At 54.8% G+C, this 25,143-nt stretch carries 22 protein-coding genes and 1 pseudogene; 3 read left to right on the top strand and 20 right to left on the bottom strand.

Annotated features, from left to right (window positions below; genetic code table 11):
* The first annotated feature begins 217 nt into the window (after positions 1-217).
* Positions 218-2,773 carry a DNA mismatch repair protein MutS gene (gene mutS / locus CKQ54_RS00120; RefSeq protein WP_120163278.1) on the top strand — a complete coding sequence of 852 codons (2,556 nt, stop codon included), beginning with the start codon at positions 218-220 and terminating at the stop codon, positions 2,771-2,773.
* 111 nt (positions 2,774-2,884) lie between these two features.
* Here mutS and rpoS read toward each other — a convergent pair.
* From rpoS to cysG, 13 genes and pseudogenes are all read right to left on the bottom strand, one after another.
* Positions 2,885-3,871, bottom strand: a pseudogene (rpoS, locus tag CKQ54_RS00125) (RNA polymerase sigma factor RpoS).
* 51 nt (positions 3,872-3,922) lie between these two features.
* Positions 3,923-4,945: a murein hydrolase activator NlpD gene (gene nlpD, locus CKQ54_RS00130; RefSeq protein ID WP_120163240.1), complete on the bottom strand. Its 1,023-nt coding sequence runs from the start codon at positions 4,943-4,945 to the stop codon at positions 3,923-3,925.
* A gap of 242 nt (positions 4,946-5,187) precedes the next feature.
* Positions 5,188-5,814 carry a protein-L-isoaspartate(D-aspartate) O-methyltransferase gene (locus tag CKQ54_RS00135; protein WP_120134251.1) on the bottom strand — a complete coding sequence of 209 codons (627 nt, stop codon included), beginning with the start codon at positions 5,812-5,814 and terminating at the stop codon, positions 5,188-5,190.
* Positions 5,804-6,568, bottom strand: coding sequence for a 5'/3'-nucleotidase SurE (surE, locus tag CKQ54_RS00140; protein WP_166654458.1), 765 nt, complete (start codon positions 6,566-6,568; stop codon positions 5,804-5,806). Before surE ends, CKQ54_RS00135 begins: the two co-directional genes overlap by 11 nt.
* Positions 6,549-7,595, bottom strand: a complete 1,047-nt coding sequence (gene truD / locus CKQ54_RS00145) for a tRNA pseudouridine(13) synthase TruD (RefSeq protein ID WP_165353181.1) — start codon at positions 7,593-7,595, stop codon at positions 6,549-6,551. The genes surE and truD overlap by 20 nt, the downstream gene beginning before the upstream one ends.
* 22 nt (positions 7,596-7,617) lie before the next feature.
* Positions 7,618-8,091: a 2-C-methyl-D-erythritol 2,4-cyclodiphosphate synthase gene (gene ispF, locus CKQ54_RS00150; protein WP_015695903.1), complete on the bottom strand. Its 474-nt coding sequence runs from the start codon at positions 8,089-8,091 to the stop codon at positions 7,618-7,620.
* Positions 8,091-8,810, bottom strand: a complete 720-nt coding sequence (gene ispD / locus CKQ54_RS00155; RefSeq protein ID WP_120163241.1) for a 2-C-methyl-D-erythritol 4-phosphate cytidylyltransferase — start codon at positions 8,808-8,810, stop codon at positions 8,091-8,093. The genes ispF and ispD overlap by 1 nt, the downstream gene beginning before the upstream one ends.
* Positions 8,811-8,812: 2 nt before the next feature.
* A complete protein-coding gene (ftsB, locus tag CKQ54_RS00160) occupies positions 8,813-9,133 on the bottom strand; it encodes a cell division protein FtsB (protein ID WP_112287715.1) in 321 nt (106 codons plus the stop codon).
* A 167-nt stretch (positions 9,134-9,300) separates the two neighbouring features.
* A complete protein-coding gene (locus tag CKQ54_RS00165; protein ID WP_120163242.1) occupies positions 9,301-9,681 on the bottom strand; it encodes a DUF3561 family protein in 381 nt (126 codons plus the stop codon).
* Positions 9,682-9,740: 59 nt separating this feature from the next.
* Complete coding sequence (gene cysC, locus CKQ54_RS00170) at positions 9,741-10,364, bottom strand: adenylyl-sulfate kinase (protein ID WP_113877408.1); 624 nt, start codon at positions 10,362-10,364, stop codon at positions 9,741-9,743.
* 1 nt (position 10,365) lies between these two features.
* Complete coding sequence (gene cysN / locus CKQ54_RS00175) at positions 10,366-11,793, bottom strand: sulfate adenylyltransferase subunit CysN (protein ID WP_120163243.1); 1,428 nt, start codon at positions 11,791-11,793, stop codon at positions 10,366-10,368.
* 13 nt (positions 11,794-11,806) lie between these two features.
* A complete protein-coding gene (gene cysD, locus CKQ54_RS00180; protein ID WP_112287719.1) occupies positions 11,807-12,715 on the bottom strand; it encodes a sulfate adenylyltransferase subunit CysD in 909 nt (302 codons plus the stop codon).
* Positions 12,716-12,725: 10 nt separating this feature from the next.
* Positions 12,726-14,150, bottom strand: a complete 1,425-nt coding sequence (gene cysG / locus CKQ54_RS00185) for a siroheme synthase CysG (protein ID WP_120163244.1) — start codon at positions 14,148-14,150, stop codon at positions 12,726-12,728.
* A gap of 251 nt (positions 14,151-14,401) precedes the next feature.
* Between cysG and CKQ54_RS00190 the strand changes: the two genes are divergently transcribed.
* Positions 14,402-15,439 (top strand): aminopeptidase, encoded by a 1,038-nt coding sequence (locus CKQ54_RS00190; RefSeq protein ID WP_120163245.1) that lies wholly within the window; start codon positions 14,402-14,404, stop codon positions 15,437-15,439.
* Between the two features lie 158 nt (positions 15,440-15,597).
* Here the strand turns inward: CKQ54_RS00190 and CKQ54_RS00195 are convergent, their stop codons facing one another.
* The 4 genes from CKQ54_RS00195 to CKQ54_RS00210 all read right to left on the bottom strand — a co-directional run bounded on the left by CKQ54_RS00195 (position 15,598) and on the right by CKQ54_RS00210 (position 21,396).
* Positions 15,598-16,335, bottom strand: coding sequence for a phosphoadenylyl-sulfate reductase (locus CKQ54_RS00195; protein ID WP_013574005.1), 738 nt, complete (start codon positions 16,333-16,335; stop codon positions 15,598-15,600).
* 24 nt (positions 16,336-16,359) lie between these two features.
* Positions 16,360-18,096 carry an assimilatory sulfite reductase (NADPH) hemoprotein subunit gene (cysI, locus tag CKQ54_RS00200; RefSeq protein ID WP_120163279.1) on the bottom strand — a complete coding sequence of 579 codons (1,737 nt, stop codon included), beginning with the start codon at positions 18,094-18,096 and terminating at the stop codon, positions 16,360-16,362.
* Between the two features lie 145 nt (positions 18,097-18,241).
* Positions 18,242-20,044 carry an NADPH-dependent assimilatory sulfite reductase flavoprotein subunit gene (gene cysJ / locus CKQ54_RS00205; RefSeq protein WP_120163246.1) on the bottom strand — a complete coding sequence of 601 codons (1,803 nt, stop codon included), beginning with the start codon at positions 20,042-20,044 and terminating at the stop codon, positions 18,242-18,244.
* 344 nt (positions 20,045-20,388) lie between these two features.
* On the bottom strand, positions 20,389-21,396 hold the full coding sequence (locus tag CKQ54_RS00210; protein WP_120163247.1) for a hypothetical protein: 1,008 nt from the start codon (positions 21,394-21,396) through the stop codon (positions 20,389-20,391).
* A gap of 168 nt (positions 21,397-21,564) precedes the next feature.
* Here CKQ54_RS00210 and queD point away from each other — a divergent pair, with 168 nt between their 5' ends.
* Positions 21,565-21,924: a 6-carboxytetrahydropterin synthase QueD gene (queD, locus tag CKQ54_RS00215; protein ID WP_113877448.1), complete on the top strand. Its 360-nt coding sequence runs from the start codon at positions 21,565-21,567 to the stop codon at positions 21,922-21,924.
* Between the two features lie 13 nt (positions 21,925-21,937).
* On the opposite strand, the gene queE is transcribed toward queD, so the two are convergent.
* The 3 genes from queE to CKQ54_RS00230 all read right to left on the bottom strand — a co-directional run bounded on the left by queE (position 21,938) and on the right by CKQ54_RS00230 (position 24,959).
* The gene (gene queE / locus CKQ54_RS00220; RefSeq protein ID WP_120163248.1) at positions 21,938-22,609 is read right to left on the bottom strand and encodes a 7-carboxy-7-deazaguanine synthase QueE; all 672 of its coding nucleotides are present in this window, start codon (positions 22,607-22,609) and stop codon (positions 21,938-21,940) included.
* A 98-nt stretch (positions 22,610-22,707) separates the two neighbouring features.
* The gene (locus tag CKQ54_RS00225; protein ID WP_208644597.1) at positions 22,708-23,397 is read right to left on the bottom strand and encodes an N-acetylmannosamine-6-phosphate 2-epimerase; all 690 of its coding nucleotides are present in this window, start codon (positions 23,395-23,397) and stop codon (positions 22,708-22,710) included.
* 8 nt (positions 23,398-23,405) lie between these two features.
* Complete coding sequence (locus CKQ54_RS00230) at positions 23,406-24,959, bottom strand: PTS transporter subunit EIIC (protein ID WP_120163250.1); 1,554 nt, start codon at positions 24,957-24,959, stop codon at positions 23,406-23,408.
* Positions 24,960-25,143 lie beyond the last annotated feature (184 nt).

Raw genomic sequence — 25,143 nt, forward strand, 5'->3', positions numbered from 1 at the left:
CCACTTGACTTAATTAGGCTAAAATCCAGCCTTTCTTACCAAGTGTAGGTTGTCCGTTTATTGATTACAATTATACCATAACCTACATAACAACCTACACTTTGACCTACACTTACACGCGGGTTTTGGTGATTTTTTATGAGACAACGTGATACTTAATGATAATAACTAAAATCACAATTTACTTTAAATTCAATGGAATAAACAAATTATGTCTATGATTGACAATAAGAATTTAGATTCACACACCCCCATGATGCAGCAGTATCTGCGTCTCAAAGCAGAGAACCCGGAGGTTCTGCTGTTCTATCGCATGGGCGACTTCTACGAACTGTTTTATGACGATGCGAAACGCGCATCGCAGCTGATGGACATCTCCCTGACCAAACGCGGTGCTTCTGCCGGTGAGCCGATCCCGATGGCGGGCGTGCCTTATCATGCGGTGGAAGGCTATCTGGCGAAACTGGTGCAGCTCGGTGAATCCGTCGCGATCGCCGAACAGATTGGCGACCCGGCGCTGAGCAAAGGGCCGGTTGAGCGTAAAGTCGTGCGTATTGTCACGCCCGGCACCGTCAGCGATGAAGCGTTGCTGAGCGAGCGCCATGACAACCTGCTGGCGGCTATCTGGCAGGACGGCCGTGGATTTGGGTATGCGACGCTGGATATCAGCTCCGGCCGTTTCCGTGTGGCTCAGCCCGACGATCTGGAAACCATGGCAGCGGAATTGCAGCGTACCAATCCGGCGGAATTGCTGTATCCGGAAAGTTTTGAAGCCATGCAGCTTATCTCTTCCCGTCGCGGATTGCGTCGCCGTCCGATGTGGGAATTTGAGCTGGAAACCGCGAAGCAGCAGCTCAATCTGCAATTTGGTACCCGCGATTTAAGCGGCTTTGGCGTTGAGCAGGCGGCTCAGGCGCTGCGTGCTGCCGGTTGTCTGCTGCAATATGTAAAAGATACCCAGCGCACTGCCCTGCCGCATATCCGTGGTGTCACCATGGAACGCCAGCAGGACGGCATTATTATGGATGCGGCCACCCGCCGTAATCTGGAACTGACGCAAAATCTGGCCGGTGGCGTCGAAAACACGCTGGCCGCGGTGCTTGATCAGGCGGTGACGCCGATGGGCAGCCGTATGCTCAAACGCTGGATCCACATGCCGAGCCGCGATATCAAACTGCTGACGCATCGCCAGCAGGCGATTGGTGCGTTGCAGGATATCACCGCCGATTTACAGCCGGTGCTGCGTCAGGTCGGCGATCTCGAACGTATTCTGGCACGTCTGGCACTGCGCAGCGCACGTCCGCGTGACCTGGCCCGTATGCGTCACGCCATGCAGCAACTGCCGGAAATCCGCGAGATCTTGCAGGGAACCGAAGCCGCTCATGTGAAAACGCTGGTGGAGCAAACCGGTGACTTTACCGAACTGGTGGAACTGCTTGAACGCGCCGTGATCGAAAGCCCGCCAGTTCTGGTGCGTGACGGTGGCGTAATCGCGCCGGGCTACAACGCTGAGCTGGATGAATGGCGTGCGCTGGCAGACGGTGCGACGGATTATCTCGATCGTCTGGAGATCCGCGAACGTGAAAAGCTGGGGCTGGATACGCTGAAAGTCGGTTTCAACGGCGTTCACGGTTATTACATTCAGGTCAGCCGCGGTCAGAGCCATCTGGTGCCGATTCATTACGTCCGTCGCCAGACGCTGAAAAATGCCGAGCGCTACATCATTCCTGAGCTGAAAGAATACGAAGACAAAGTACTGACCTCCAAAGGCAAAGCGCTGTCTCTGGAAAAAGCGCTGTATGAAGAGCTGTTCGACCTGCTGATGCCGCATCTGTCTGCGTTGCAGCAAAGTGCCAGCGCACTGGCCGAACTGGATGTGCTGAGCAATCTGGCGGAACGTGCTTACACGCTCAATTACGCTTGCCCGACCATGAGTGAAAAGCCGGGTATTAATATTACCGGCGGTCGCCATCCGGTGGTTGAGCAGGTGCTGAGCGAACCCTTTATCTCCAACCCGCTGAACATGTCTCCGGCGCGACGGATGCTGATCATCACCGGTCCAAACATGGGCGGTAAAAGTACCTATATGCGTCAGGCGGCGCTGATTGTTCTGATGGCGCATATCGGCAGCTATGTTCCCGCTGAGACTGCCGTCATCGGGCCGGTGGATCGCATCTTCACCCGCGTCGGTGCAGCGGACGATCTGGCTTCCGGGCGTTCGACCTTCATGGTGGAAATGACCGAGACGGCGAATATCCTGCACAATGCGACCGAAAACAGTCTGGTGCTGATGGATGAAATCGGACGCGGGACGTCAACCTACGATGGTCTGTCACTGGCCTGGGCGTGTGCGGAAAACCTCGCCAGTCGTATTAAAGCCATGACGTTGTTCGCCACCCATTATTTCGAGCTGACCACCCTGCCGGAAAAAATGGAAGGCACGGTCAACGTGCATCTGGATGCTATCGAACACGGCGACACCATTGCCTTTATGCACAGCGTGCAGGACGGCGCGGCCAGCAAAAGCTACGGTCTGGCTGTGGCTGCACTGGCCGGTGTTCCGCGTGATGTGATTAAGCGTGCGCGCCAGAAACTGAAAGAGCTGGAAACGTTGTCGAACAACGCCGCTGCCAGCAAAGTTGATGGTCCGCAGCTGGCATTACTGACCGAAGAAGTGTCTCCGGCGGTGGAAGCCCTGGAGGCTCTCGATGCGGATTCATTGTCGCCACGTCAGGCGCTGGAGTGGATCTATCGTCTGAAAGATATGGTGTAAGCGTCTGCTGGCCCGATCAGCGTGCATAAAAAAACGGTGGGGATTAACCCACCGTTTTTATTTTCCGTTCTTGCAGATACTGCATGATGCAGTCACTGTCTGACACGTTGTTTATTCGCGGAACAATGCTTCAATGCTCAGGCCTTGCCCCTGCAGGATTTCACGCAGGCGACGCAAACCTTCTACCTGAATCTGACGAACACGTTCACGTGTCAGGCCAATTTCGCGGCCCACATCTTCCAGCGTTGCCGCTTCATAGCCCAACAGGCCGAAACGACGCGCCAGTACTTCACGCTGTTTTGCATTCAACTCGAATAACCACTTAACGATACTCTGTTTCATATCGTCGTCTTGTGTGGTGTCTTCCGGGCCGTTGTCTTTTTCATCCGCCAGAATATCTAACAACGCTTTCTCTGAGTCACCACCTAACGGGGTGTCTACAGAAGTGATGCGTTCATTCAGGCGCAACATACGGCTGACGTCATGTACCGGCTTGTCGAGTTGCTCAGCAATCTCTTCAGCGCTCGGTTCATGGTCCAGTTTATGTGCAAGTTCACGTGCAGTACGCAGGTAAACGTTCAGTTCTTTAACGATGTGAATCGGCAGACGAATAGTACGGGTTTGATTCATGATCGCCCGTTCGATTGTCTGACGGATCCACCATGTTGCATAGGTAGAGAAACGGAAACCGCGCTCAGGGTCGAATTTTTCAACCGCACGGATCAGACCCAGGTTGCCTTCCTCGATCAAATCCAGCAGTGCCAGACCGCGATTACTGTAGCGGCGGGCAATCTTAACCACCAAACGCAGGTTACTTTCAATCATACGGCGGCGGGAAGGAACATCTCCCCGCAGCGCGCGTCGTGCGAAATAAACTTCCTCTTATGCGGTAAGCAGAGGGGAATAACCGATTTCACCGAGGTACAGTTGAGTGGCGTCCAGCACTCTCTGGCTTACAGCCTGCGACAACAATTCTTCTTCAGCATCGTTGTCGGCAGTCTCTTCGACTAATGCTTTCTCGTCAAAGGCTTCAGCGCTGTTCTCATCGAAATCTACATCATCATGTAACTCGTTAACTTTCAGCGTATTCTGACTCATAAGCTGCTCCTACCCGTGGTCCCGAGGGCAGAATCAATGCTCTGCCCCGATTTATCGCTGCGGAAGATAACGCAGCGGGTTTACGGATTTCCCCTTGTAACGAATTTCAAAATGCAATCTTACTGAACTGGTTCCGGTGCTACCCATAGTCGCTATTTTTTGTCCCGCCTGCACTTCTTGTTGTTCCCGGACCAGCATTGTATCGTTATGTGCATAGGCGCTCAGGTAATCATCATTGTGTTTAATGATGATCAGATTACCGTAACCGCGAAGAGCATTACCCGCGTAAACCACACGCCCCGAGGCGGTTGCTACGACAGATTGTCCACGCGAACCAGCAATATCGATCCCCTTATTTCCCCCTTCAGAAGCTGAGAAATTATCGATAATTTTCCCGTCAGTCGGCCATTTCCAGGAGGAAACCGGACCGCCATTATTTGTTGACGTGGCGACGGGAGTGCTGGCTACAGCAACAGGTGTTGTGGTGGTAGTAACTGCACCTGATGAAGGCAACATCTTACCTACATTCTGTTTACCAGAAGAATCAGAATACGTGGTAGTTGGTTGAGATGCAACCACAGAACCTGCAAGCATTCCTCCGGTTGGTACTTTAGGAACACCGCCATTTGTGGCATCGGTAACCACTGGCGCGCTGCTGGTACTGGCCGCAGAAGAGACGTTATTTATCTGGACTGTCTGCCCGACTTCGAGGCTGTATGGCGCAGGGATATTGTTGCGCGCGGCCAGGTCACGGAAGTCATTGCCGGTGATCCACGCAATGTAGAACAGGGTGTCGCCACGCTTCACCTGATAGGTGCTGCCGCTGTAACTTCCTTTAGGGATGGAGTTGTAGCTGCGGTTGTACACAATGTGTCCGCCAGACCCCACGGCGGGTGCCATTTGCGGATTGGAATTCAGAGTATTCTGACTACTGTTGCCACTGTTTCCGCCGCCATTAACGCTGCTGATAGGTGCAGATGTCGTTGAATTGTTCGAACATCCCGCCATCCAGGCACTGATAAAAGTACACACTGCAATGCGGCTTAGTGTTTTTATTGGGCTTCCCGTGCTCATATTTCCCCCGTTACGGCAATCTCAGAATATCTCTTTAACCGCGCACACCGCGCCAGCTGGCGCTTTTCGTGTCACCTGACACGGTGCGGGCAGGCAACATGCGCATTCAGGACGTTGCCTGAATGCCGCTGTGCCATAAAAAACTGTAGTGGATGCTATCAACATCGCCAGTACAGCACCATATAACAGTTGTATTTAAATTTTAAGGGGTTAGTCCTGAAGGCACCTGCACACCGCCGGTTTCAGGCAAGCTCGCCTTTCACCAGCGGGACAAAACGAACGGCTTCGATGTTTTCGGCGACAAACTCATCACCACGACGGGTGATCCGTTGCAGTGTCTGATTCTCTTCGCCCACGGGCAGAATTAATACACCGCCATCATCGAGTTGTTGCAGTAAATCTTGAGGTATTTCAGGGGGGGCGGCGGTGACAATAATAGCGTCAAACGGGCCGCGCGAAGGCCAGCCCTGCCAGCCGTCACCATGACGGGTGGAGACGTTATGCAAATCGAGTTGCTTGAGGCGTCTTTTCGCCTGCCACTGCAATCCCTTGATGCGCTCGACCGAGAAAACATGCTCCACCAGATGCGCCAGAATCGCGGTCTGATAGCCCGAACCGGTGCCAATTTCCAGCACGCGTGAAGACGGCTCAAGGCGCAGCAGCTCAGTCATTCTCGCCACCGTATAGGGCTGAGAAATGGTCTGGCCGGAACCAATCGGCAACGCAGTGTTTTCGTAAGCTTTATGCTGAAATGCCTCATCGACGAACCGCTCTCGCGGCACGGACTCAATGGCATGCAGCAGTTTTTCATCATGAATGCCCTGCTGGCGCAGCTGTTCCAGCAGGTTGTACATCGGCTTATTCACCATTCGCGCTCACCCCGGCCTTTTCCAACCATGAGACCACGACATCCTGAGCCGCATAGGCAGTTAAATCCACCTGAAGTGGCGTCACTGAAACATAACCTTGCGCGACAGCGGCAAAATCAGTGTCAGGTGCGACATCAAATTTATCGCCCGGCGGGCCAATCCAGTACAAGTCCTGACCACGCGGATCCTGCTGACAAAATACCTGCTCAGCCGGATGACGGCTACCGCAACGCGTCACTTTGATCCCTTTAATCTGCGAAAGCGGCAGATCCGGGACGTTAATATTCAGAATTTTGCCAGTACGCAAAGGCTCACGCGCCAGCGCCCTGAGAATGCGACAAGTGATGATCGCCGCCGTGTCGTAATGCTGATGACCGTCCAGCGAGACCGCCAGCGCAGGAAAGCCCAGATGACGGCCTTCCATGGCGGCAGCAACGGTGCCGGAGTAAATCACGTCGTCGCCCAGATTCGGTCCGGCGTTAATGCCGGAGACCACGATATCCGGCTTCGGACGCATCAGCGTATTGACGCCAAGGTACACGCAGTCGGTCGGCGTGCCATTAATCACGGCAGTATCGCCGTTGGGGTAAGACTGAATACGCAACGGGCCGTCCAGCGTCAGCGCGTTCGATGCGCCGCTGCGGTTACGGTCAGGGGCCACCAGCTTCACGTCGGCAAACTCACGCAGCGCGGACGCCAGCGCCTGAATGCCCGGAGCCAGTACGCCGTCGTCGTTACTCAGTAATATCCGCATCAGTTTCATCCAGATTCATCAGTTCACGCACCACGCTGGTGGCATAACTGCCGGCCGGTAACCAGAATTTGAGTTCCAGAGTGACGTCATCCCAGCGCTGCCATTGCATCTGCAAAGGTTGCAGCATAATGGCACGACGCGCAGGTTCCACCCGTTCACGTTTGAGCAGTGACAGCAAATCCGTCTGGTCGCTGAGACAGGTTTGCTCGAACGCTTCTGCATCTTCCAGCGTGCCCAGCGGGCCGTCACCGGGTAAAGGTGCCGTCACCAGCAGTTCACCGCTTTCAACACGAGGTTGCAGCGATTCAAACTCTTCGGCTTTCGCCACAAACCAGCTGCCGCGTCCGCTCAGTTGCAGGGCATCGCCCAGCATCGGCTGACGCACGGTGCCATCGGCCAGACGCTGGCTGGCGACGATATTGAACATCGCGCTGCGGCTGGCGGAAAGATAGAAGCTGCGTTTAGCGCGTTCTTTCGGACGGGCTTCGTTGGTTGCCCAGCGTTTCGCCTGCACCAGATTATTGCCGCCACGACCAAACCGCTGGGTGCCGAAATAGTTCGGTACGCCCTGTTGGGTGATTTTTTCCAGACGTGCTTCAACATCCGCGATATCGCTTATCTGGCGCAGCACCAGCGTAAACGCATTACCTTTCAGCGTGCCGATACGCATTTTTTTGCGATGACGTGAGGCGCGGACCACTTCGCAGCCTTCGAGGTCAAACTGGCTTAAATCTGGATCAGCCTTGCCCGGCAGATGCAGGCAAAACCATTGTTCGGTGACTGCATGACGGTCCTTGAGACCGGCATAACTGACGTCGCGCGGATGCACTTTGGCAAACCGCGCCAGCTGCTCGGCAACAAATTGGGTGTTGCAGCCATTTTTGCGGATCCGCACCAACAGATGTTCACCTTCTCCGTCCGGCTCAAAGCCCAGATCCTCTTCGACGATAAAGTCTTCCGGATTGGCTTTCAGCTGGCCGGTGGCAACAGGTTCGCCCAGTAACCAGGTGAGACGTGACATATCTATCATGCGGTAATCTTCCACAACATCATTCCTTAATCAGCAGGGCAACGGCTTCGCAGGCGATACCTTCGCCGCGACCGGTGAAGCCCAGCTGTTCAGTGGTGGTGGCTTTTACGTTGACGTCATCCATATGGCACTGCAAATCTTCGGCCAGAAACACGCGCATCTGCGGGATGTGCGGCGCCATTTTCGGTGCCTGTGCAATGATGGTGATATCCAGATTGCCCAGCTTGTAGCCCTTCGCACGGATACGGCGATAAGCTTCACGCAGCAGTTCACGGCTGTCAGCGCCTTTAAATGCCGGATCGGTATCCGGGAACAATTTGCCGATGTCACCCAGCGCAGCAGCACCGAGCAATGCGTCAGTGGCCGCGTGCAGCGCGACATCGCCGTCAGAATGCGCCAGTAAACCCTGCGGATAAGGGATACGCACACCACCGATCACCAGCGGGCCTTCGCCGCCAAACTTATGTACATCAAAACCGTGACCGATACGCATTATGCGTTCTCCTCCTGGGATAAGCGGGTTAGATAGAATTCTGCCAGCGCCAGATCTTCGGGCCGGGTGACTTTAATATTATCGGCCCGTGCCGGGATCAGCATAGGATGAAACCCGCAATATTCCATTGCAGAAGCTTCATCTGTGACCACTGCACCTTCATTGAGGGCACGGCGCAGGCAGGTTTTCAGTAATTCGAGCGGGAAAAATTGTGGCGTCAGCGCGTGCCAGAGATCCTGACGATCGACTGTATGCGCAATTGCCGCGACACCGGGTTCGCCGCGTTTCATGGTGTCACGCACCGGGGCGGCGAGGATGCCGCCGACTTTGCTGGTGGCGGAAATCGCCAGCAAATTACTGAGGTCATCGGGATGCAAACACGGGCGTGCGGCGTCATGCACCAGCACCCAGCCACGGTCACCGGCGACGTCCAGTCCGGCCATGACCGATTCAGCGCGTTCAGCCCCGCCGGCCACCACGCGGATCCGCGGATCACGGGCAATGGGAAGTTCGGCGAACTGCGTGTCGTGCGGGCTTAACGCCACGATAACCAGGCTGACTCTGCCACTTTGCAGCAAAGCGCGAATGGAATGTTCTATCAGCGTTTTACCGCCAACAGAAAGGTATTGCTTGGGGCATTCTGCCTGCATACGGCTGCCAATTCCGGCAGCCGGTAACACGGCAATGACCTCTGGAAGGGAAACAGCGGTATGACTCATGGCTATTGATTCAGGTTGTTTTGCGAAACGGTGCTGCCCGGCGCACGTTTGTTGTCAGGCACCAGACGATAGAAAGTCTCGCCGGGTTTAATCATGCCCAGTTCGTTGCGTGCGCGTTCTTCGATCGCTTCCTGACCGCCGTTTAAATCGTCGATTTCTGCGAAAAGTTGATCATTACGTGATTTCAGTTTGCCGTTATTACCTTGCTGCACCTGAACATCATCGTTTACACGAACATAATCGTGAATACCATTCTTACCCAGCCACAGCGAATACTGTAGCCAGCCAAGTAAAATCAGTAAAAGCAGTGTTAGTTTGCCCATCCCCGCCCCCTAAAAAAGCCGGACAATCATCCCACAACTTTCCCTCTGACTCCACTGTGGCAGGGTAAATGCCGGTGAGAATCAGACTTACGCACGCAATTAAGGGTGAGAATGACACAATGGGTTACATCGTGAAGGGAATTTGCAGGGAAAAACGCCAGGAAAAGTCACCAGCCAGACAGGAAAGAGAAGACTGTCCAGAACATGCCGATAACGCAGACCGCGCTGGCCAGAGAGGTTTTAAACCAGGCACCGCCAAAGAACGTGCTGAACGCAATGCCTATCAGGACGGAAACCGGCATCAGCGCCAGGAAGAACGGCCAGGTGTAGAGCAGGAAAAACAGGGTGTTGGAACCATAAACCAGAAAAGGGATCGCAAACGCCAGCCAGTAGAAGACAAACCCGATGAATCCGCCCTGCATGGAGTAGGAAGGATCTTCGGTGTCTGAGCTGTCGGTTGCCGGCACCAGCACGCGTGTCCGGGGGCTGATTTCCCCGGTACGATCTTCGCGGATCCGGCTGACAAGTCTGCTGAGTAAAGCCTGCATAGGTGATCCCTGTATTTCAGTGTAAACCGGCACGCTCTGTGGCGTTTGGCCGGCAACATTCAGGGATTGATAATAGCGCGCTGGCGCATCACATCTAATAATTGAGGGACCAAATGTGTTACCAATTGTTCACCATCAAGATGCACATCCGGCGTCTGTGGCGGCTGATATTCGGAGTCAATACCGGTGAAGTTTTTCAGTTCACCCGCACGGGCTTTCTTGTACAAACCTTTCGGATCCCGCGCCTCACAGATAGCCAGCGGCGTATCCACAAACACTTCGATAAACTGACCGTCTTCCAGCAAATCACGCACCATGTCACGCTCGGCGCGGTGCGGCGAGATAAACGCAGTCAGCACGACCTGTCCGGCATCCACCATCAGTTTTGCTACTTCACCCACGCGACGGATGTTTTCACGACGGTCATCGTCAGTGAAGCCCAGATCACGGCACAACCCGTGGCGGACGTTATCGCCATCGAGAAGATACGTGCTCACGCCCTGTGCATGCAGCGCCTGCTCCAGCGCGCCAGCGACGGTGGATTTCCCCGAGCCCGAAAGCCCGGTGAACCACAATACGGCACCGCGATGGCCATGCTGTTTTTCGCGATCTGCACGCGTAACCGCGTGCGGATGCCAGACAACATTCTCATCTTTTAACAAAGTGCTCTCTTGTGACGCCATCTTATTTGCCACCCAGCAGGTCGCGCGCGCCCCAGTGCGGGAAGTGACGACGCACCAGACTGTTCAGTTCCAGCTCAAACGCGCTGTATTTATCCGATTCATGATAAACCTGTTCAACCGCTTCGCGCACCAGACCGGCACCGACGGTGACGTTAGTCAGGCGATCAATAAAGATCATGCCACCGGTGACCGCATTACTCTGGTAGTTATCCAGCACCAGCGGCTCGTCAAAGGCCAGTTCGACCAGGCCGATGCCGTTGAGCGGCAGGTTTTCCACCACACGCTGCGTCAGCGAGTTGATTTCCACCTGATATTCGATGTTTTCCACCCGCGCGCGGGCTTTCTTGCCGCCGACTTTGATGTCGTAACTCTGGCCGACACTCAGTGGCTGTTCCGCCATCCACACCACGTCAACTTTGGCGTTCTGCACCGGCTTAACGGTTTCTTGTGCATCCACCAGCGTGTCGCCACGGCTGATATCGCGTTCATCGGCCAGCACCAGCGTAATCGCCTCGCCTGCCCAGGCTTCCTGCAAATCGCCATCGAAAGTCACAATGCGCGCCACGGTGGATTCCACACCTGAAGGCAGCACTTTGATTTTCTGACCGACACGCACGGAACCGGACGCCAGCGTACCGGCATAACCGCGGAAATCGAGGTTTGGACGGTTCACATACTGCACCGGAAAACGCATCGGCTGCTGTTCACGGATGTTGATGATGTTGACCGTTTCCAGCACGTCGAGCAGCGTCGGGCCGGTGTACCAGCTCATTTTCTCGCCTGGCGTGGCGACGTTATCGCCTTCCAGCGCAGAGAGCGGCACAAATTTGATGTCCAGATCGGTCGGCAGTTGCTGAGCGAAATCCAGATAATCCTGTTTAAACTGCTCGTAAACTGTTTCGCTGTAATCCACCAGATCCATTTTGTTGACGGCCACTACCAGATGGCGGATCCCGAGCAATGTCGCAATGAAGCTGTGGCGGCGGGTTTGATCCAGCACGCCTTTACGGGCGTCGATCAGTAAGATCGCCAGATCACAGGTCGATGCACCGGTCGCCATATTACGGGTGTACTGCTCATGCCCCGGCGTGTCGGCGATAATAAACTTACGTTTCTCGGTGGAGAAATAACGGTAAGCCACGTCGATGGTAATGCCCTGCTCGCGTTCAGCCTGTAAGCCGTCTACCAGCAAAGCCAGATCCAGTTTCTCGCCCTGCGTGCCGTGGCGCTTGCTGTCGTTGTGCAAAGAAGACAGCTGATCTTCGTAGATCTGACGGGTGTCATGCAGCAGGCGTCCGATCAAGGTACTTTTGCCGTCATCGACGCTGCCACAGGTCAGAAAGCGCAGCAGGCTTTTGTGTTGCTGAGCGTGCAGGTAAGCTTCGACGCCGCCCTGCTCCGCGATTTGTTGTGCAATTGCGTTATTCATTAGCTGCGGCTCCTCAGAAGTACCCTTGACGCTTTTTCAGTTCCATCGAACCGGCCTGATCACGGTCGATCGCGCGTCCCTGACGTTCACTGGTGGTCGACACCAGCATTTCTTCGATGATCTCCGGCAGCGATTGCGCTTCGGATTCGACGGCACCGGTCAGCGGCCAGCAACCTAATGTGCGGAAACGCACCATTTTCTTCTCGATCACTTCGCCCGGTTGCAGATCAATACGATCGTCATCCACCATCAGCAGCATACCGTCGCGCTCCAGCACCGGACGCGGTGCGGCCAGATACAGCGGAACGATCTCGATGTTTTCCAGATAGATGTACTGCCAGATATCCAGCTCAGTCCAGTTGGAGAGCGGGAACACGCGGATGCTTTCGCCTTTGTTGATCTGGCCGTTGTAGTTGTGCCACAGCTCAGGGCGCTGGTTTTTCGGATCCCAGCGGTGGAAGCGGTCGCGGAACGAATAAATACGCTCTTTGGCGCGGGATTTTTCTTCGTCACGGCGAGCACCGCCGAAAGCCGCATCAAAACCGTGTTTGCTCAGCGCCTGCTTCAGCCCTTCGGTTTTCATGATATCGGTGTGTTTGGCGCTGCCGTGAACGAACGGGTTAATGCCCATCGCCACGCCTTCCGGGTTCTTATGCACAATCAGCTCGAAACCGTAGTTCTTCGCCGTGCGGTCACGGAATTCGTACATTTCACGGAATTTCCAGCCGGTATCCACGTGCAGCAGCGGGAACGGCAAGGTGCCCGGGAAGAAGGCTTTGCGTGCCAGATGCAGCATCACCGAGGAGTCTTTCCCGATGGAATACATCATCACCGGGTTGGCGAATTCAGCAGCCACTTCACGGATGATATGGATACTCTCCGCCTCCAGTTGCCGCAAATGAGTCAGTCGTTTTTCGTCCATAACAGATCCTTTAAGCCAAATTCACAACCGACGGGCGTTGGGTGCCGTCAGTCTCAGGATGATGCCCAAACCAGGCCAGTTGCTGATGAAGCGAAACCACTTCACCAATCACCAGTAACGCCGGCGCCGGCGCCTGTTGAGCCAGATGTTCAAGATTATCGAGTGTTCCGGTCAGCACCTGCTGGTCAGAACGCGTTCCCCGTCCGATAACGGCAACGGGCGTATTCGCTGCGCGACCATGAGCGATCAGTTGCTGGCTGATTTCAGCCGCTTTGAGCGTGCCCATGTAAATCGCCAATGTTTGCTGGCCTTTCGCCAGAGTCTCCCACTGCACGCCGTTGTTTTCCGGGCGGCAATGTCCTGTGACAAATATGACGCTCTGCGCGTGGTCGCGGTGCGTCAGCGGGATCCCGGCGTAAGCCGTTGCACCCGCCGCTGCGGTCACGCCCGGCACCACCTGGAAAGGAATGCCAGCGGCCTGCACCGCCTGTAATTCTTCGCCGCCGCGGCCGAAAATAAACGGGTCACCGCCTTTAAGGCGGACGACTTTCTTCCCCTGCTGCGCCAGTTCGACCAGCAGACGGTTAGTTTCTTCCTGCGCGACAGAATGGCTGCCCGCACGTTTACCGACACAAATCTTGTCCGCATCACGACGCACCAGATCCAGCACTTCTTCGCTGACCAGATAGTCGTAAAGCACCACATCAGCCTGCTGCATCACCTGCAACCCGCGTAAGGTGAGCAATCCTGCATCACCCGGCCCGGCACCGACCAGCGTGACATTACCGTTATGCGAGATGTCTTCCGCGTTTTCTAACTGTTGTTGCAACGCCTGTTCAGCTTCTGCGAGCTTTCCCGCAGACGCGAGGCTGGCGAAACGTCCGGCGAACGCGTGTTCCCAGAAACGGCGACGCGCGCGCATCGAACTGAACTGCGCTTTCACGTTTTCACGCCAGCGTCCGGCGATATCGGCCATTTGCCCGAGGCTGTTCGGCAGCAACGTTTCCAGCTTTTCACGCAGCATTCTGGCCAGCACCGGCGCTTTACCGCTGGAAGAAATCGCCACGACAATCGGCGAACGGTCGACAATTGAAGGGAAAATGAAAGAGCACTTCGGCTGATCGTCAACCACGTTAGCCAGCACATGGCGCAGGTTCGCCTGCTCAAACACTTCAGCATTCAGCGCAGCATCGTCAGTGGCGGCAATCACCAGAAACACATCGTCGAGTTGTTCCGGCAAAAACGCCTGAGCTGACCAGCTGACTTCAGCGGCCTGTCTGCGTTGTTCCAGCTCGGGAGAAAGTGCCTGTGCGACTATCCGTACTTGCGCACCCGCCCGCAGGAGAAGATCGATTTTGCGAGCAGCGACTTCGCCACCACCCACAATCAGCACAGGGCGTTGTTTGAGGTCGGCAAATATTGGTAGATAGTCCACAAAAGCCTTAAATGATTATCAGAATTAATAAACAAACTATACGTGCAGGGAATAATTGATCTGAAATGACGAAAAGGAATGATTAGTTACTAAATGGAATATAGCCCGACAAAAAGAGCGGTTTGGGATAACGGGAAATTGTCTAATCGCCCAGAGAATCGCATACTGTATGCACCAGAAAGACCGCCATACGCGGCCTGTTGTTTGATTGCCTTCCGGTCGTTTTGACCAGTAAATAAGGATTTTTGGCTATGTTTTCTTTTTCACGCATGACGCGGACACTGCTGGCGCTGAGCCTGAGCTGTGCCGGTTTGGGTCATGCGCTGGCGGCTTCCGCCCCGCTTCCGGCAATGGGCTTCATCGCCAGTCAGCAAATCCGCCATATCGCGACCTATTTCCCGGGGCGCATGGCCGGCAGCCCGGCTGAACTTATCGCCGCGGAATATCTGAATCAGCAGTTCACCAAATTAGGGTATAAGAGCGATTTACGCGGATTCGATACCCGTTATCTTTACACCAGTAGCGCGGGCAAAAAGGACTGGCGGAATATTCACGCCACGTCAGTGATTGCCGCACGCGCCGGTGAAGTCCCGCAGCAAATCATCGTAATGGCGCATTTCGATACTTATGTGCCGCAAAGCGACAGCGATACCAATCACAATCTCGGCGGTTTGACCTTGCAGGGTGTCGATGACAACGCCTCAGGCGTCGGTGTGATGCTTGAGCTGGCCGAACGCATGCAGGCCATCCCGACGCATTACAGCCTGCGTTTCGTGGCGCTCAGCGCGGAAGAAACCGGCACAAAAGGCGCGGAAGACTTCGTGAACCGGATGAGTGCTGAAGAGAAGAAAAATACCCTGCTGGTGATTAACCTGAGTTCGCTTATTACCGGCGACCGGTTGTATTTCAACAGTGGTGCGAACACTTCCGTGGCGGTGGCAAAACTGACCCGCGTGCGGGCGCTGAATATTGCGCGCAGTCTGGGCATTCCGGCAGAAAGTCATGAAGGCGCACATTGCTGCGATGGCATCAAAGCGCTGGATGACGCGCGTCTGCCGCTGCTGAATGTCACCGCGACCAACTTTGCGCTCGGTAAGAAAGACGGCGTGCAACAACGCGCGATCACCAGCCACTTCCCGCTGGGCACCACGCGTTATCAGAGCCAGTTCGACAATCTGCAATATCTGGATAAAGCCCTGCCGGGACGCATTGAAAAACGCTCACGGGATACGGTGAAAGTGTTATTCCCGCTGCTGAAGGATCTGGCGAAACCGGCGAAACACGCCTGATTAAGAGGATAATTTAGGGGACTCTTATCTGGAATCCCCTAAATAATTCGGATTGCAGGAAGGCGGCAAGTAAACGCATCCCCGGGGGCATAGATTACTATGTGACCGGGGTAAGAGCGCGCAGCCAACGCATCTGCAACCCGAAGTATGACGGGGATTTATTCGTGCAGGCCGCACTCGCGTTTAAGCCCAAAGAAGCGCGTGTCTTCTTCTTTCATCCCTTCTTCCCACTTCTTCGTGGTGTGCGTGTCACCGACGGAAAGGTAGCCCTGATCCCACAGCGGGTGATAGCTCAGGCCGTTGTCTTGCAGATAGCGGAAGATCTGACGGTTGTCCCAGTCAATGATCGGCAGGATTTTAAACACACCGCGTTGCACCGCCAGCACCGGCAGATGCGCACGGCTGCCGGATTGCTCGCGCCGCAGACCGGCGAACCAGGTCTGCACGCCGAGCGTCTGAATCGCACGATTCATCGGCTCGACTTTGTTGATGTGATTGTACTTCTCGATGCCTTCGACGCCCTGCTCCCACAGTTTGCCGTAACGCGCTTCCTGCCACGCCGCAGAATGTTCCGCGCGGAATACCTGCAAATTCAGGTTCAGCTGTTCGGTTAACGTATCGATGAACTGATAGGTTTCCGGGAACAGATAACCGGTATCGGTCAGGATCACCGGAATGTCCGGTTTCTGCTGAGTGACTAAGTGCAGACAGACCGCCGCCTGGATGCCGAAGCTGGAAGACAGCGCGAATTCGCCGGGCATATTTTCCAGCGCCCATTGCACACGCTCCTGCGCGGACAGTTTTTCCAGGCTGACGTTAATTTCCGCCAGCGCCATAGATTGTCCGGACTTCGGCAGTTCGTTCAGTTCAGCCAGAGTAAGATTCAGCAAACTCATATTGCCTCCAGTCGGTTATCGCGCTTAGTCATAAAAGTCGCGTGCAGGATCCAGCACCGGCTTAATGATCCCGGCGCGGATCACGAAGTCACCAAAGCCTTCACCGGTTTCGCGCTCTTTCGACCAGCGACCGACCAGTTCGTCAATGATGCTCAGGATCTCAGCATCAGAAATGTTTTCGCGGTACATGCGCGGAATACGTGTTCCGGCGCGGTTACCGCCGAGGTGCAGGTTGTAGCGGTTCATCGCTTTACCCACCAGACCAATTTCAGCCAGCAACGCACGGCCGCAGCCGTTCGGACAACCGGTCACACGCAGAACAATGTGTTCATCGCCCACGCCGTGACCGTGCATGATGCCTTCTACTTTGGTCACAAACTCAGGCAGGAAACGTTCCGCTTCCGCCATCGCCAGCGGGCAGGTCGGATATGACACGCAGGCCATCGAGTTTTTACGCTGCTCGGTGACGCCGTCGTCAATCAGGCCGTGATTACGCGCCAGGGTTTCGATCGCGTCTTTGTCTTTTTCAGCGACACCGGCCACGATCAGGTTCTGGTTAGCAGTAAGCCTGAAATCGCCTTTATGGATCTTAGCAATTTCTGCCAGTCCGGTTTTCAGCGGTTTGCCCGGATAATCAAGAATACGGCCATTCTCGATAAACAGCGTCAGGTGCCATTGTTTGTCGATACCTTTCACCCAGCCGATGCGATCACCGCGACCGGTAAATTCGTAAGGACGAACATCGCCAAACTGAATGCCTGCGCGTTTTTCAACTTCGGCTTTGAATACCGGCACGCCGACGCGTTCCAGCGTGTATTTGGTTTTAGCGTTTTTACGGTTGGTACGGTTACCCCAGTCGCGCTGCGTGGTGACCACGGCTTCGGCGACGGCCAGCGTGTTCTCCAGCGGAATAAAGCCCAGCTCGCTGGCAGTACGTGCGTAAGTGGCTTTATCGCCGTGCGCGATAGAAAGCCCGCCGCCGACCAGCACGTTGAAGCCGACCAGTTTGCCGTTATCGGCAATCGCCACAAAGTTCAGGTCGTTGGCGTGCAGGTCCACATCATTCTGCGGAGGAATAACCACCGTCGTTTTGAATTTACGCGGCAGATAGGTCGCGCCCAAAATCGGTTCTTCGTCGGTGGTTTCGACTTTTTCCTGATCCAGCCAGACTTCGGCGTAAGCGCGGGTGCGTGGCAGCAGGTGTTCGGAGATTTTCTTCGCCCACTGATACGCTTCCTGATGCAGTTCAGACTCCACCGGATTCGAGGTACACAACACGTTACGGTTAACGTCGTTGGCGGTCGCCAGTGCATCCAGACCGAGTTTATTCAGCAACTGATGCACCGGTTTTACGTTCGGTTTCAGAATGCCGTGGAACTGGAAAGTCTGACGGTTAGTAATACGGATGCTGCCGTACAGCGTGCTGTCTTCAGCAAATTTATCGATGCCTAGCCACTGCGCAGGCGTCATCACGCCGCCCGGCAAACGGCAACGCAACATCATGGCATGACGCGGTTCCAGCTTTTGCTCAGCGCGTTCCGCACGGATATCACGGTCATCCTGCTGATACATGCCGTGGAAGCGGATCAACAGGAAGTTATCTCCGTTGAAGCCACCGGTCAGACCGTCTTTTAAATCCTCAGTGATGGTGCCGCGCAGGAAATTACTTTCCTTCTTCAGGCGTTCGGCGTCAGCCAGCGGGGCATCGACGATCAGCGGGCCCGGACCGGGATTGAGTTCACTCCACAACTTGTTGCTCATAATTTTTTCACTCATAACTTTATGCCCAAAATCATTCGAGTTGCAGGCAGGCGGCAACTGAAGGAATCCCGATGAGCTGACTCAAGTCAGTGATTCGGGTGACTGAAGGAAGCCAACGCCCCTGCAATTAGAAGGATGCAGGGCATTAGTAGACGTCGCGCTGGTAACGGCGATCAAGACGTAATTCACTGAGATATTCGTCGGCAGTTTCCAGATCCATCACACCGTATTCGGCGATGATTTCCAGTAACGCCTGCTCTACGTCTTTCGCCATACGGTTGGCATCGCCGCAGACATACACGTGCGCGCCTTCCTGCAACCACTGCCAGACTTCCGCACCCTGCTCACGCAGTTTGTCCTGTACGTACACTTTTTCTGCCTGATCGCGTGACCATGCCAGAGAGATATGGGTCAGCAGGCCGTCTTTCACGTAACGCTGCCACTCGACCTGATACAGGAAATCATCGGTAAAGTGCGGGTTGCCGAAGAACAGCCAGTTTTTGCCGGTGGCGCCGTCGTTATCACGCTGCTGCATGAACGCGCGGAATGGCGCGATGCCGGTGCCGGGTCCGATCATAATAACCGGTGTTTCCGGACTGGCCGGCAGGCGGAAGTTGTCGTTATGTTCGATGAAGACTTTCACTTCGCCGTCTTCTTCCAGACGGTCGGCCAGATAGCCGGAAGCGCCGCCGGTACGCGCACGCCCGTCGATGTCGTAACGCACCACGCCCACCGTAATGTGCACTTCAGATTCGGTTTCCGCCTGTGAAGAAGCAATCGAATACAGACGCGGCGTCAGCGGACGCAGTAAATCCACCAGTTGCTGGGCATCCAGCTCAGTCGGCGCACGGCGTACCATGTCGGCAAACGGCACGGTCTGCGCGTATTGCTGCAACGCAGGTTTATCCGCCAGCAGACCGGTCAGATGTTCGTCGCGGCAAAGCGCGGCGTATTTCTCGATAATCGGCGTGGTGTTCTGGGTCAGTTCGATGTGGTGTTGCAGCGCCTCTGAAAGTGACAGTTTTTTATCGTTCACTTCAACGATTTCATCGCCTTTCAGCCACAGCAGCTCGACGATTTCCTGCACCAGTTGCGGATCGTTTTCAAACCAGATCCCCAGCGCATCGCCCGGCTGGTAACGCAGGCCGGAATCACCGAGTTCGATTTCCAGATGACGCACATCTTTGTCAGAATCACGGCCGGTAATTTTCTGGTTAACAGAAAGCGTGGCCGTCAGCGGCGCTTCTTTGGTGTAAGGGCTGCTGTCGACCTGATTGACACTGCCCGCCAGCGTCGGCGCGGGTTGTGCGCCAGCATCAGCCGGAACGCGCTGTTTCAGTACATCGACAATGCGCTTACGCCAGTTTTCAGCGGCTTCTTTATATTCCACATCGGCATCAACGCGATCTAACAGACGTTCTGCACCCAGCTCGCCCAGACGGGTATCAAAGTCTTTACCCGCCTGACAGAAGAATTCGTAGGACGTGTCGCCCAGTGCAAACACCGCAAAAGCAGTGTCTTTCATTTGCGGGGCTTTTTTGGATTGCAGGAATTTATGCAACGCGACCGCTTCTTCAGCCTGTTCGCCTTCGCCCTGCGTGGAGGCCACGATCAGCAGCAGCTTTTCCTGACCAATTTGTTTGAATTTATAGTCACCGGCATTCACCAGGTTGACGTTAATTTTCGCAGCCGTCAGATCATCGCGTAACTGTTCCGCGACACGACGGGCGTTACCGGTTTGCGAAGCAGAAATCAGGGTGACCGACGCGGAAACCTGCACCGGTGCCGGAGCGGCCACTGCGCCCGGTTGCTGATTGACCATTCCCCAGAAATAGCCGGACAACCAGGCCATCTGAGTCGGCGAATAATCACCTATCGCCGATTGAAGGCGGGCCATTTGCTCGGGGGTCAGCGGGAGCAGTGAAATTGGAGGTGCCTGAGTCGTCATCGCGGTACGAATTCCCTTATGCAGAAGCAAGTCATCAATCCGGCCTCCGGCGGCTTATTCGGTGTGAGTACGCGCGGGAAAGACCTTTTAGAAGATGTAGGTTAACGAGCCGGATAATAACAATTAAAGAAGTGATGGAAATAATAAATAACCAAAATGACTAAGAGGATTTAGAGGTAAGTTCTATCTAAAAAAGTGGTAAGCAGTGATTTTTATCGTACTGAAATCGCTAAAAAAAATCTCATCAGTTTATTTATTCATCGCCAAGTCGCGGACGAATAAAGAAAAACCCCGCCGGAGCGGGGTGATGAATTTTTTTCAGGCAGGCTTTCGCACAGACGTTTTCAGAGATGGAAAGCGTTGTGCTGCTCAAACCAGGCAAACTGCCCTGCGGCAAACACCGACATTTTACTGCCGCTGTGGCCGACATCTGACAGGTCCATAAAGTGCCAGTTAAACGGCGTGTTGTTCTGTTCGGCGCGTTGCTGCGACGTGGTGAAATAGCTATAGCTTTCGGCGCGCTCCAGACGGTTGGTGCCCTGCGCCATTGCCTGTTTGGATTTACGCAGCAGGCGGTTTTCCGGATCATCGTCCTCAGCGCCCACGGCAATCAGCACCGGTTTGGCGAAGTAATCATTCAGTTGCTGCTGACTGACCGCGACCGGCGCTTCACGCAGACCGTAAGGCCAGCGCTGATCGGTATCCGGTAGCGTCCACCAGCCTGCCGCCGCACAGACCGCCGCTTTGACATTCGGCTCCGGCAACAACGTCAGCATACGATGGACAAACTGGCAGCCCGCGCTGTTGCCAAACAGATAATATTGCTTCTGCTGAGTGATGCCCTGCTTTTGCAGCGTGGTAAACACGTTATCGACAATGCTGAACGCCCACTGAGATTTCGGCAAACGATGATGGGTTTTGCTGTCGGTCAGATTACCGAGGTTATAGCCCGCAGCGCCGGGGAAATCCTGCTCGCTGAAATGCGGCACGACCACGCGCAAATGATACTGATCGGCAACGGTCATCCAGTCATTCCGGTAGGTGGCAGCGTTACGATCCACGCCCGTCATCACCATCACCACCGGCGTGGTTTCATCGGCACCGACAGGCTGATAGGTGAAAACGTCCAGCGGCTTTTTACCGCCCGCCAGAGGAATATGCATCACGCCCGACCCCTGCGGGAAAACCAGAGGGGTTTTGCCTGCCGGCGCTTTGGCGACAGAGGCTTTCGCCACAGCGGGCGCCGGTTTGGCCAGAGCCGGCGCAGCATCCTGAGCGGGTGCCGTAGTTTCAGCCTGCACGCTGGCAGAGAACAACAGCGCCAGAACAGCGCAACGAAGCACAGTAATCATTCACTATCTCAACAGGTTAGTTTCTACCGGCTCACTGTATGCCAGCAATGCGGGCGGAGTAAAGAGAGTAAAAGTCAGGATTTGGTGAAGAAAAGCGCAGTTAAGTCATGGCACGTAAGCCGGTATTCCGGTACTATGCCGCGTTTTTTCGAGCAACGAGACCGCCTCATGACCACCACATTATTTAAAGATTTTCAGTTCGAAGCCGCCCACCATTTACCGCATGTGCCTGCCGGGCATAAATGCGGACGGTTGCATGGCCACTCTTTCACCGTTCGTTTAGAAATCACCGGTGAAGTGGATCCGCATACCGGCTGGGTGATGGATTTCGCCGATCTGAAAGCCGCGTTTAATCCGACTCTGGATCGTCTCGATCACTATAATCTGAACGACATTCCGGGCTTAGAAAACCCGACCAGCGAAGTGCTGGCCGCGTGGATCTGGAACGAGATGAAACCTAAGCTGCCACTGCTCAGCGCCGTGCGCGTCAAAGAAACCTGCACAGCAGGTTGCGTATATAAAGGCTAACTCAGCATATCTCTTATGCAATGTTGAGATACTTATGTGTCTGCATTGAAAGCCGCCAGTTCCTTGCAATGCAGGTCGCAATGCACAGTCTGGTGGCTTCTTCTTTTTGACTGATTGGCTGCAGGGCAATAATCCGCGCTTTGCTGTCAGTCAGGGTTTCCAGCAGGGCATCCAGAGCGTCGATATCACGCTGACGCGCCACCGGATGCTTCACTTCATCAGCACGCTTCAGTGCCTGCGGCAAAATGTCGTACCCGCCACGCATATTCACTTTCGGGGAAACGGTCACCCAGGTATTTACTGAGCAACGGACTTCATGCGTGCCGCTGGTTTCAATCTGGCAGCTGAAACCGTTCTTTTCCAGCAATGACGTCAGTTCAGTCAGATCGTAAATGCATGGCTCGCCGCCGGTGATCACCACGTGACGCGCGGTGTAGCCTTGCTGCGCGATCACCTCGAGCAGTTGTTCGGACGTGGCATTGCCCCAGGCATCACTCTCTTCGGTTTTGACCAGAATGCGCTGCATATCGACTTCCCGATCGGCAATTTTATCCCAAGTATGTTTGGTATCGCACCAGCTGCAACCCACAGGACAGCCTTGCAGGCGAACGAAAATCGCCGGCACGCCGGTAAAATAGCCTTCCCCTTGCAGGGTTTCGAACATCGCATTAATCGGGTACTGCATCAGTTTCTCAGTCATCTCTAAAAAAATCAGCGCGCATTATCGCAGACAACAGCCGCTGCGCCAAATACAGGCCGCAACGGGAGTGTGTGCAAAAATGTTTATGAGCGCAAAGAGCGGATGGCGTCAGTAAAGCGTTGCGTGATCTGCTGCGGGCGGGTAATTGCCCCGCCGACCACGACAGCATGCGCCCCGAGCGCTAAACATCGCGCCGCCATTTCTGGTGTATCCACGCTTCCCTCGGCAATGACCGGCGTCGTGCACTGCGCCAGCACCTGTCGCAGGAAGGCGAAATCGTCATGCCAGAGTTTGCTGCCCTGCGTTTCCTGAGTATAGCCGTGCAATGTTGTACCGATACAATCAAAGCCTAAAGCCTGTGCGTTTTGTGCTTCTTCTAAGGTCGAGATATCCGCCATCAGCAGCAGGGACGGAAACTCTTTACGAATGTGTTGCACCAGCGCCGCAAGTTGCAATTCCCCCGGACGCTGATGGAACGTGGCATCCATCGCGATCATCTCTGGCGCGACAGCCATCAGCTCGCGTACTTCCTTCAGGGTCGCGGTGATATAGACATCGCTTGCCGGATAATCCCGCTTGATGATGCCGATAACCGGCAGCGGAACGGTGGCGCGAATGGCTTTTACATCAGCAACACTGTTCGCGCGGATCCCCGCGGCGCCGCCCTGCTGGGCAGCAAGCGCCATGCGGCTCATAATAAAATCGCTGTGCAGCGGTTCGTCATCCAGCGCCTGACAGGACACGATCAACTGTCCCCTGACGGTCGTTAACATTGACTGATTCATACTCCCAACATCTCCTCAATTTCATTTTTAATAATCGTCACGTGCGGTCCGTAAATGACCTGAATGCCGTTTCCGCGTATCAGCACGGCTCGCGCCCCGCTCGATTTCAGCTTGTTTTCATCGATTCCGGCGGCCTGATGGACGCTGATGCGCAACCGCGTTGCACAGCAATCCAGCTCCGCGATATTTGCCGCCCCGCCGAGTGCGTCGATAATGAGTCCGGCGCGATCGGTCACCACGCTATCCTGCTGAACGTCAGCCTCATCACGTCCCGGCGTTTTGAAGTTGAAGCGCCTGATGAGATAACGGAAAGAGAAGTAATAAAGGGCAAACCACGGCACACCGACCAGCGGGACGTACATCCAGTGCGTTTTGCTTTCGCCCTGTAAAACCCCGAACAGGATGAAATCGATAAAGCCGCCGGAGAAAGTCTGTCCGATGGTGATCTGCAAAATGTGGGCAATCATGAACGCCAGACCGTCGAACACCGCATGCAGGACATACAGCATCGGCGCGACAAACAGGAACGAAAACTCGATGGGTTCGGTGATCCCGGTCAGGAAGGAAGTCAGTGCCGCCGACAGCAGCAGCCCGGCGACGCGCTTTTTATTCTCAGGCCGCGCCGTGTGATACATCGCCAGACACGCGCCCACCAGACCAAACATCATGGTAATGAAGCGCCCGGACATAAACCGTGAAGTGCCGATATAAAACTGCTGCGTATTGGGGTCTGCCAGCTGGGCAAAGAAGATCCGCTGCGTGCCTTCCACCAGATGTCCGTTGACCACTTCGGTGCCACCGAGTGCGGTGGTCCAGAAAGGCAGATAAAAAATATGATGCAGGCCGAACGGGCCAAGCATACGCAGCACAAAACCGTAAATGAAGGTGCCGAGGTATCCCGTCGCATCCACCAGCCCGCCCATGCCAAAAATCACTTTCTGGAAGTGTGGCCAGATGAAGAACATTACCGCTCCGACGACAATAGCCGCGACGGAGCTGATGATCGGCACAAAGCGGGAACCGCCAAAAAAGCCGAGAAACTGCGGTAATTCGATTTTGTTATAGCGCTGATGCAGCCACCACGTCACGAGCCCAATCACCACGCCGCCGAACACGCCGGTTTCCAGCGTCTGGATGCCCAGCGCCATTCCCTGTCCTGCGGCACTGAGATTAGTCGTGGCAAGCTGCCCTTTGAGGATCAGGATGGCGTTGATGGTGGCGTTCATCACCAGATAGCCGAGCAACGCGGACAAGCCCGCAGTTCCTTTATCACTGCGCGCCAGTCCGACGGCGACGCCAACGGCAAACAGCACGGCCAGATTGGCAAAGACGATCGAACCTGCACTGGCCATGACGGTGAATATCGCCTGCAAGACCGGGATATTTAAAAACGGATACGCCGCCAGCGTATTAGGGTTAGAAAGCGCCCCGCCAATTCCCAGCAGCAATCCGGCTGCAGGCAAAATAGCGATGGGCAACATGAATGACTTGCCAAACTTCTGGGCTCTTTCGAACCATGCCCCGCCCCCTGAACCATTAAATATCGACATGAGATGACTCCGCGTTGTGTTGTTGTGATAATTATTTTCACCACACTATATAATTAAAATAATAATTACCATCAAATGCACGGCGTTATCCATACGGAATTCTTCTGGCGTTAACTGCGTCACATCAGCCAAACTAGTCAGGTCAATTATTCTGAGGAGAGCCGAGTGAGTCAGACCAAGGAAA

The organism is Rahnella variigena, assembly GCF_003610915.1.
Taxonomy (GTDB): Bacteria; Pseudomonadota; Gammaproteobacteria; order Enterobacterales; family Enterobacteriaceae; genus Rahnella; species Rahnella variigena.

Bases quoted from the DNA above. Each gene is read 5' to 3' on its own strand.
- mutS (WP_120163278.1), top strand. From the start codon at position 218: ATGATTGACAATAAGAATTTAGATTCACACACCCCCATGATGCAGCAG.
- nlpD (WP_120163240.1), bottom strand. From the start codon at position 4,945: ATGAGCACGGGAAGCCCAATAAAAACACTAAGCCGCATTGCAGTGTGT.
- CKQ54_RS00135 (WP_120134251.1), bottom strand. From the start codon at position 5,814: ATGGTGAATAAGCCGATGTACAACCTGCTGGAACAGCTGCGCCAGCAG.
- surE (WP_166654458.1), bottom strand. From the start codon at position 6,568: ATGCGGATATTACTGAGTAACGACGACGGCGTACTGGCTCCGGGCATT.
- ispF (WP_015695903.1), bottom strand. From the start codon at position 8,091: ATGCGTATCGGTCACGGTTTTGATGTACATAAGTTTGGCGGCGAAGGC.
- ispD (WP_120163241.1), bottom strand. From the start codon at position 8,810: ATGAGTCATACCGCTGTTTCCCTTCCAGAGGTCATTGCCGTGTTACCG.
- ftsB (WP_112287715.1), bottom strand. From the start codon at position 9,133: ATGGGCAAACTAACACTGCTTTTACTGATTTTACTTGGCTGGCTACAG.
- CKQ54_RS00165 (WP_120163242.1), bottom strand. From the start codon at position 9,681: ATGCAGGCTTTACTCAGCAGACTTGTCAGCCGGATCCGCGAAGATCGT.
- cysC (WP_113877408.1), bottom strand. From the start codon at position 10,364: ATGGCGTCACAAGAGAGCACTTTGTTAAAAGATGAGAATGTTGTCTGG.
- cysN (WP_120163243.1), bottom strand. From the start codon at position 11,793: ATGAATAACGCAATTGCACAACAAATCGCGGAGCAGGGCGGCGTCGAA.
- cysD (WP_112287719.1), bottom strand. From the start codon at position 12,715: ATGGACGAAAAACGACTGACTCATTTGCGGCAACTGGAGGCGGAGAGT.
- CKQ54_RS00190 (WP_120163245.1), top strand. From the start codon at position 14,402: ATGTTTTCTTTTTCACGCATGACGCGGACACTGCTGGCGCTGAGCCTG.
- CKQ54_RS00195 (WP_013574005.1), bottom strand. From the start codon at position 16,335: ATGAGTTTGCTGAATCTTACTCTGGCTGAACTGAACGAACTGCCGAAG.
- cysI (WP_120163279.1), bottom strand. From the start codon at position 18,096: ATGAGCAACAAGTTGTGGAGTGAACTCAATCCCGGTCCGGGCCCGCTG.
- cysJ (WP_120163246.1), bottom strand. From the start codon at position 20,044: ATGACGACTCAGGCACCTCCAATTTCACTGCTCCCGCTGACCCCCGAG.
- CKQ54_RS00210 (WP_120163247.1), bottom strand. From the start codon at position 21,396: ATGATTACTGTGCTTCGTTGCGCTGTTCTGGCGCTGTTGTTCTCTGCC.
- queD (WP_113877448.1), top strand. From the start codon at position 21,565: ATGACCACCACATTATTTAAAGATTTTCAGTTCGAAGCCGCCCACCAT.
- queE (WP_120163248.1), bottom strand. From the start codon at position 22,609: ATGCAGTACCCGATTAATGCGATGTTCGAAACCCTGCAAGGGGAAGGC.
- CKQ54_RS00225 (WP_208644597.1), bottom strand. From the start codon at position 23,397: ATGTTAACGACCGTCAGGGGACAGTTGATCGTGTCCTGTCAGGCGCTG.
- CKQ54_RS00230 (WP_120163250.1), bottom strand. From the start codon at position 24,959: ATGTCGATATTTAATGGTTCAGGGGGCGGGGCATGGTTCGAAAGAGCC.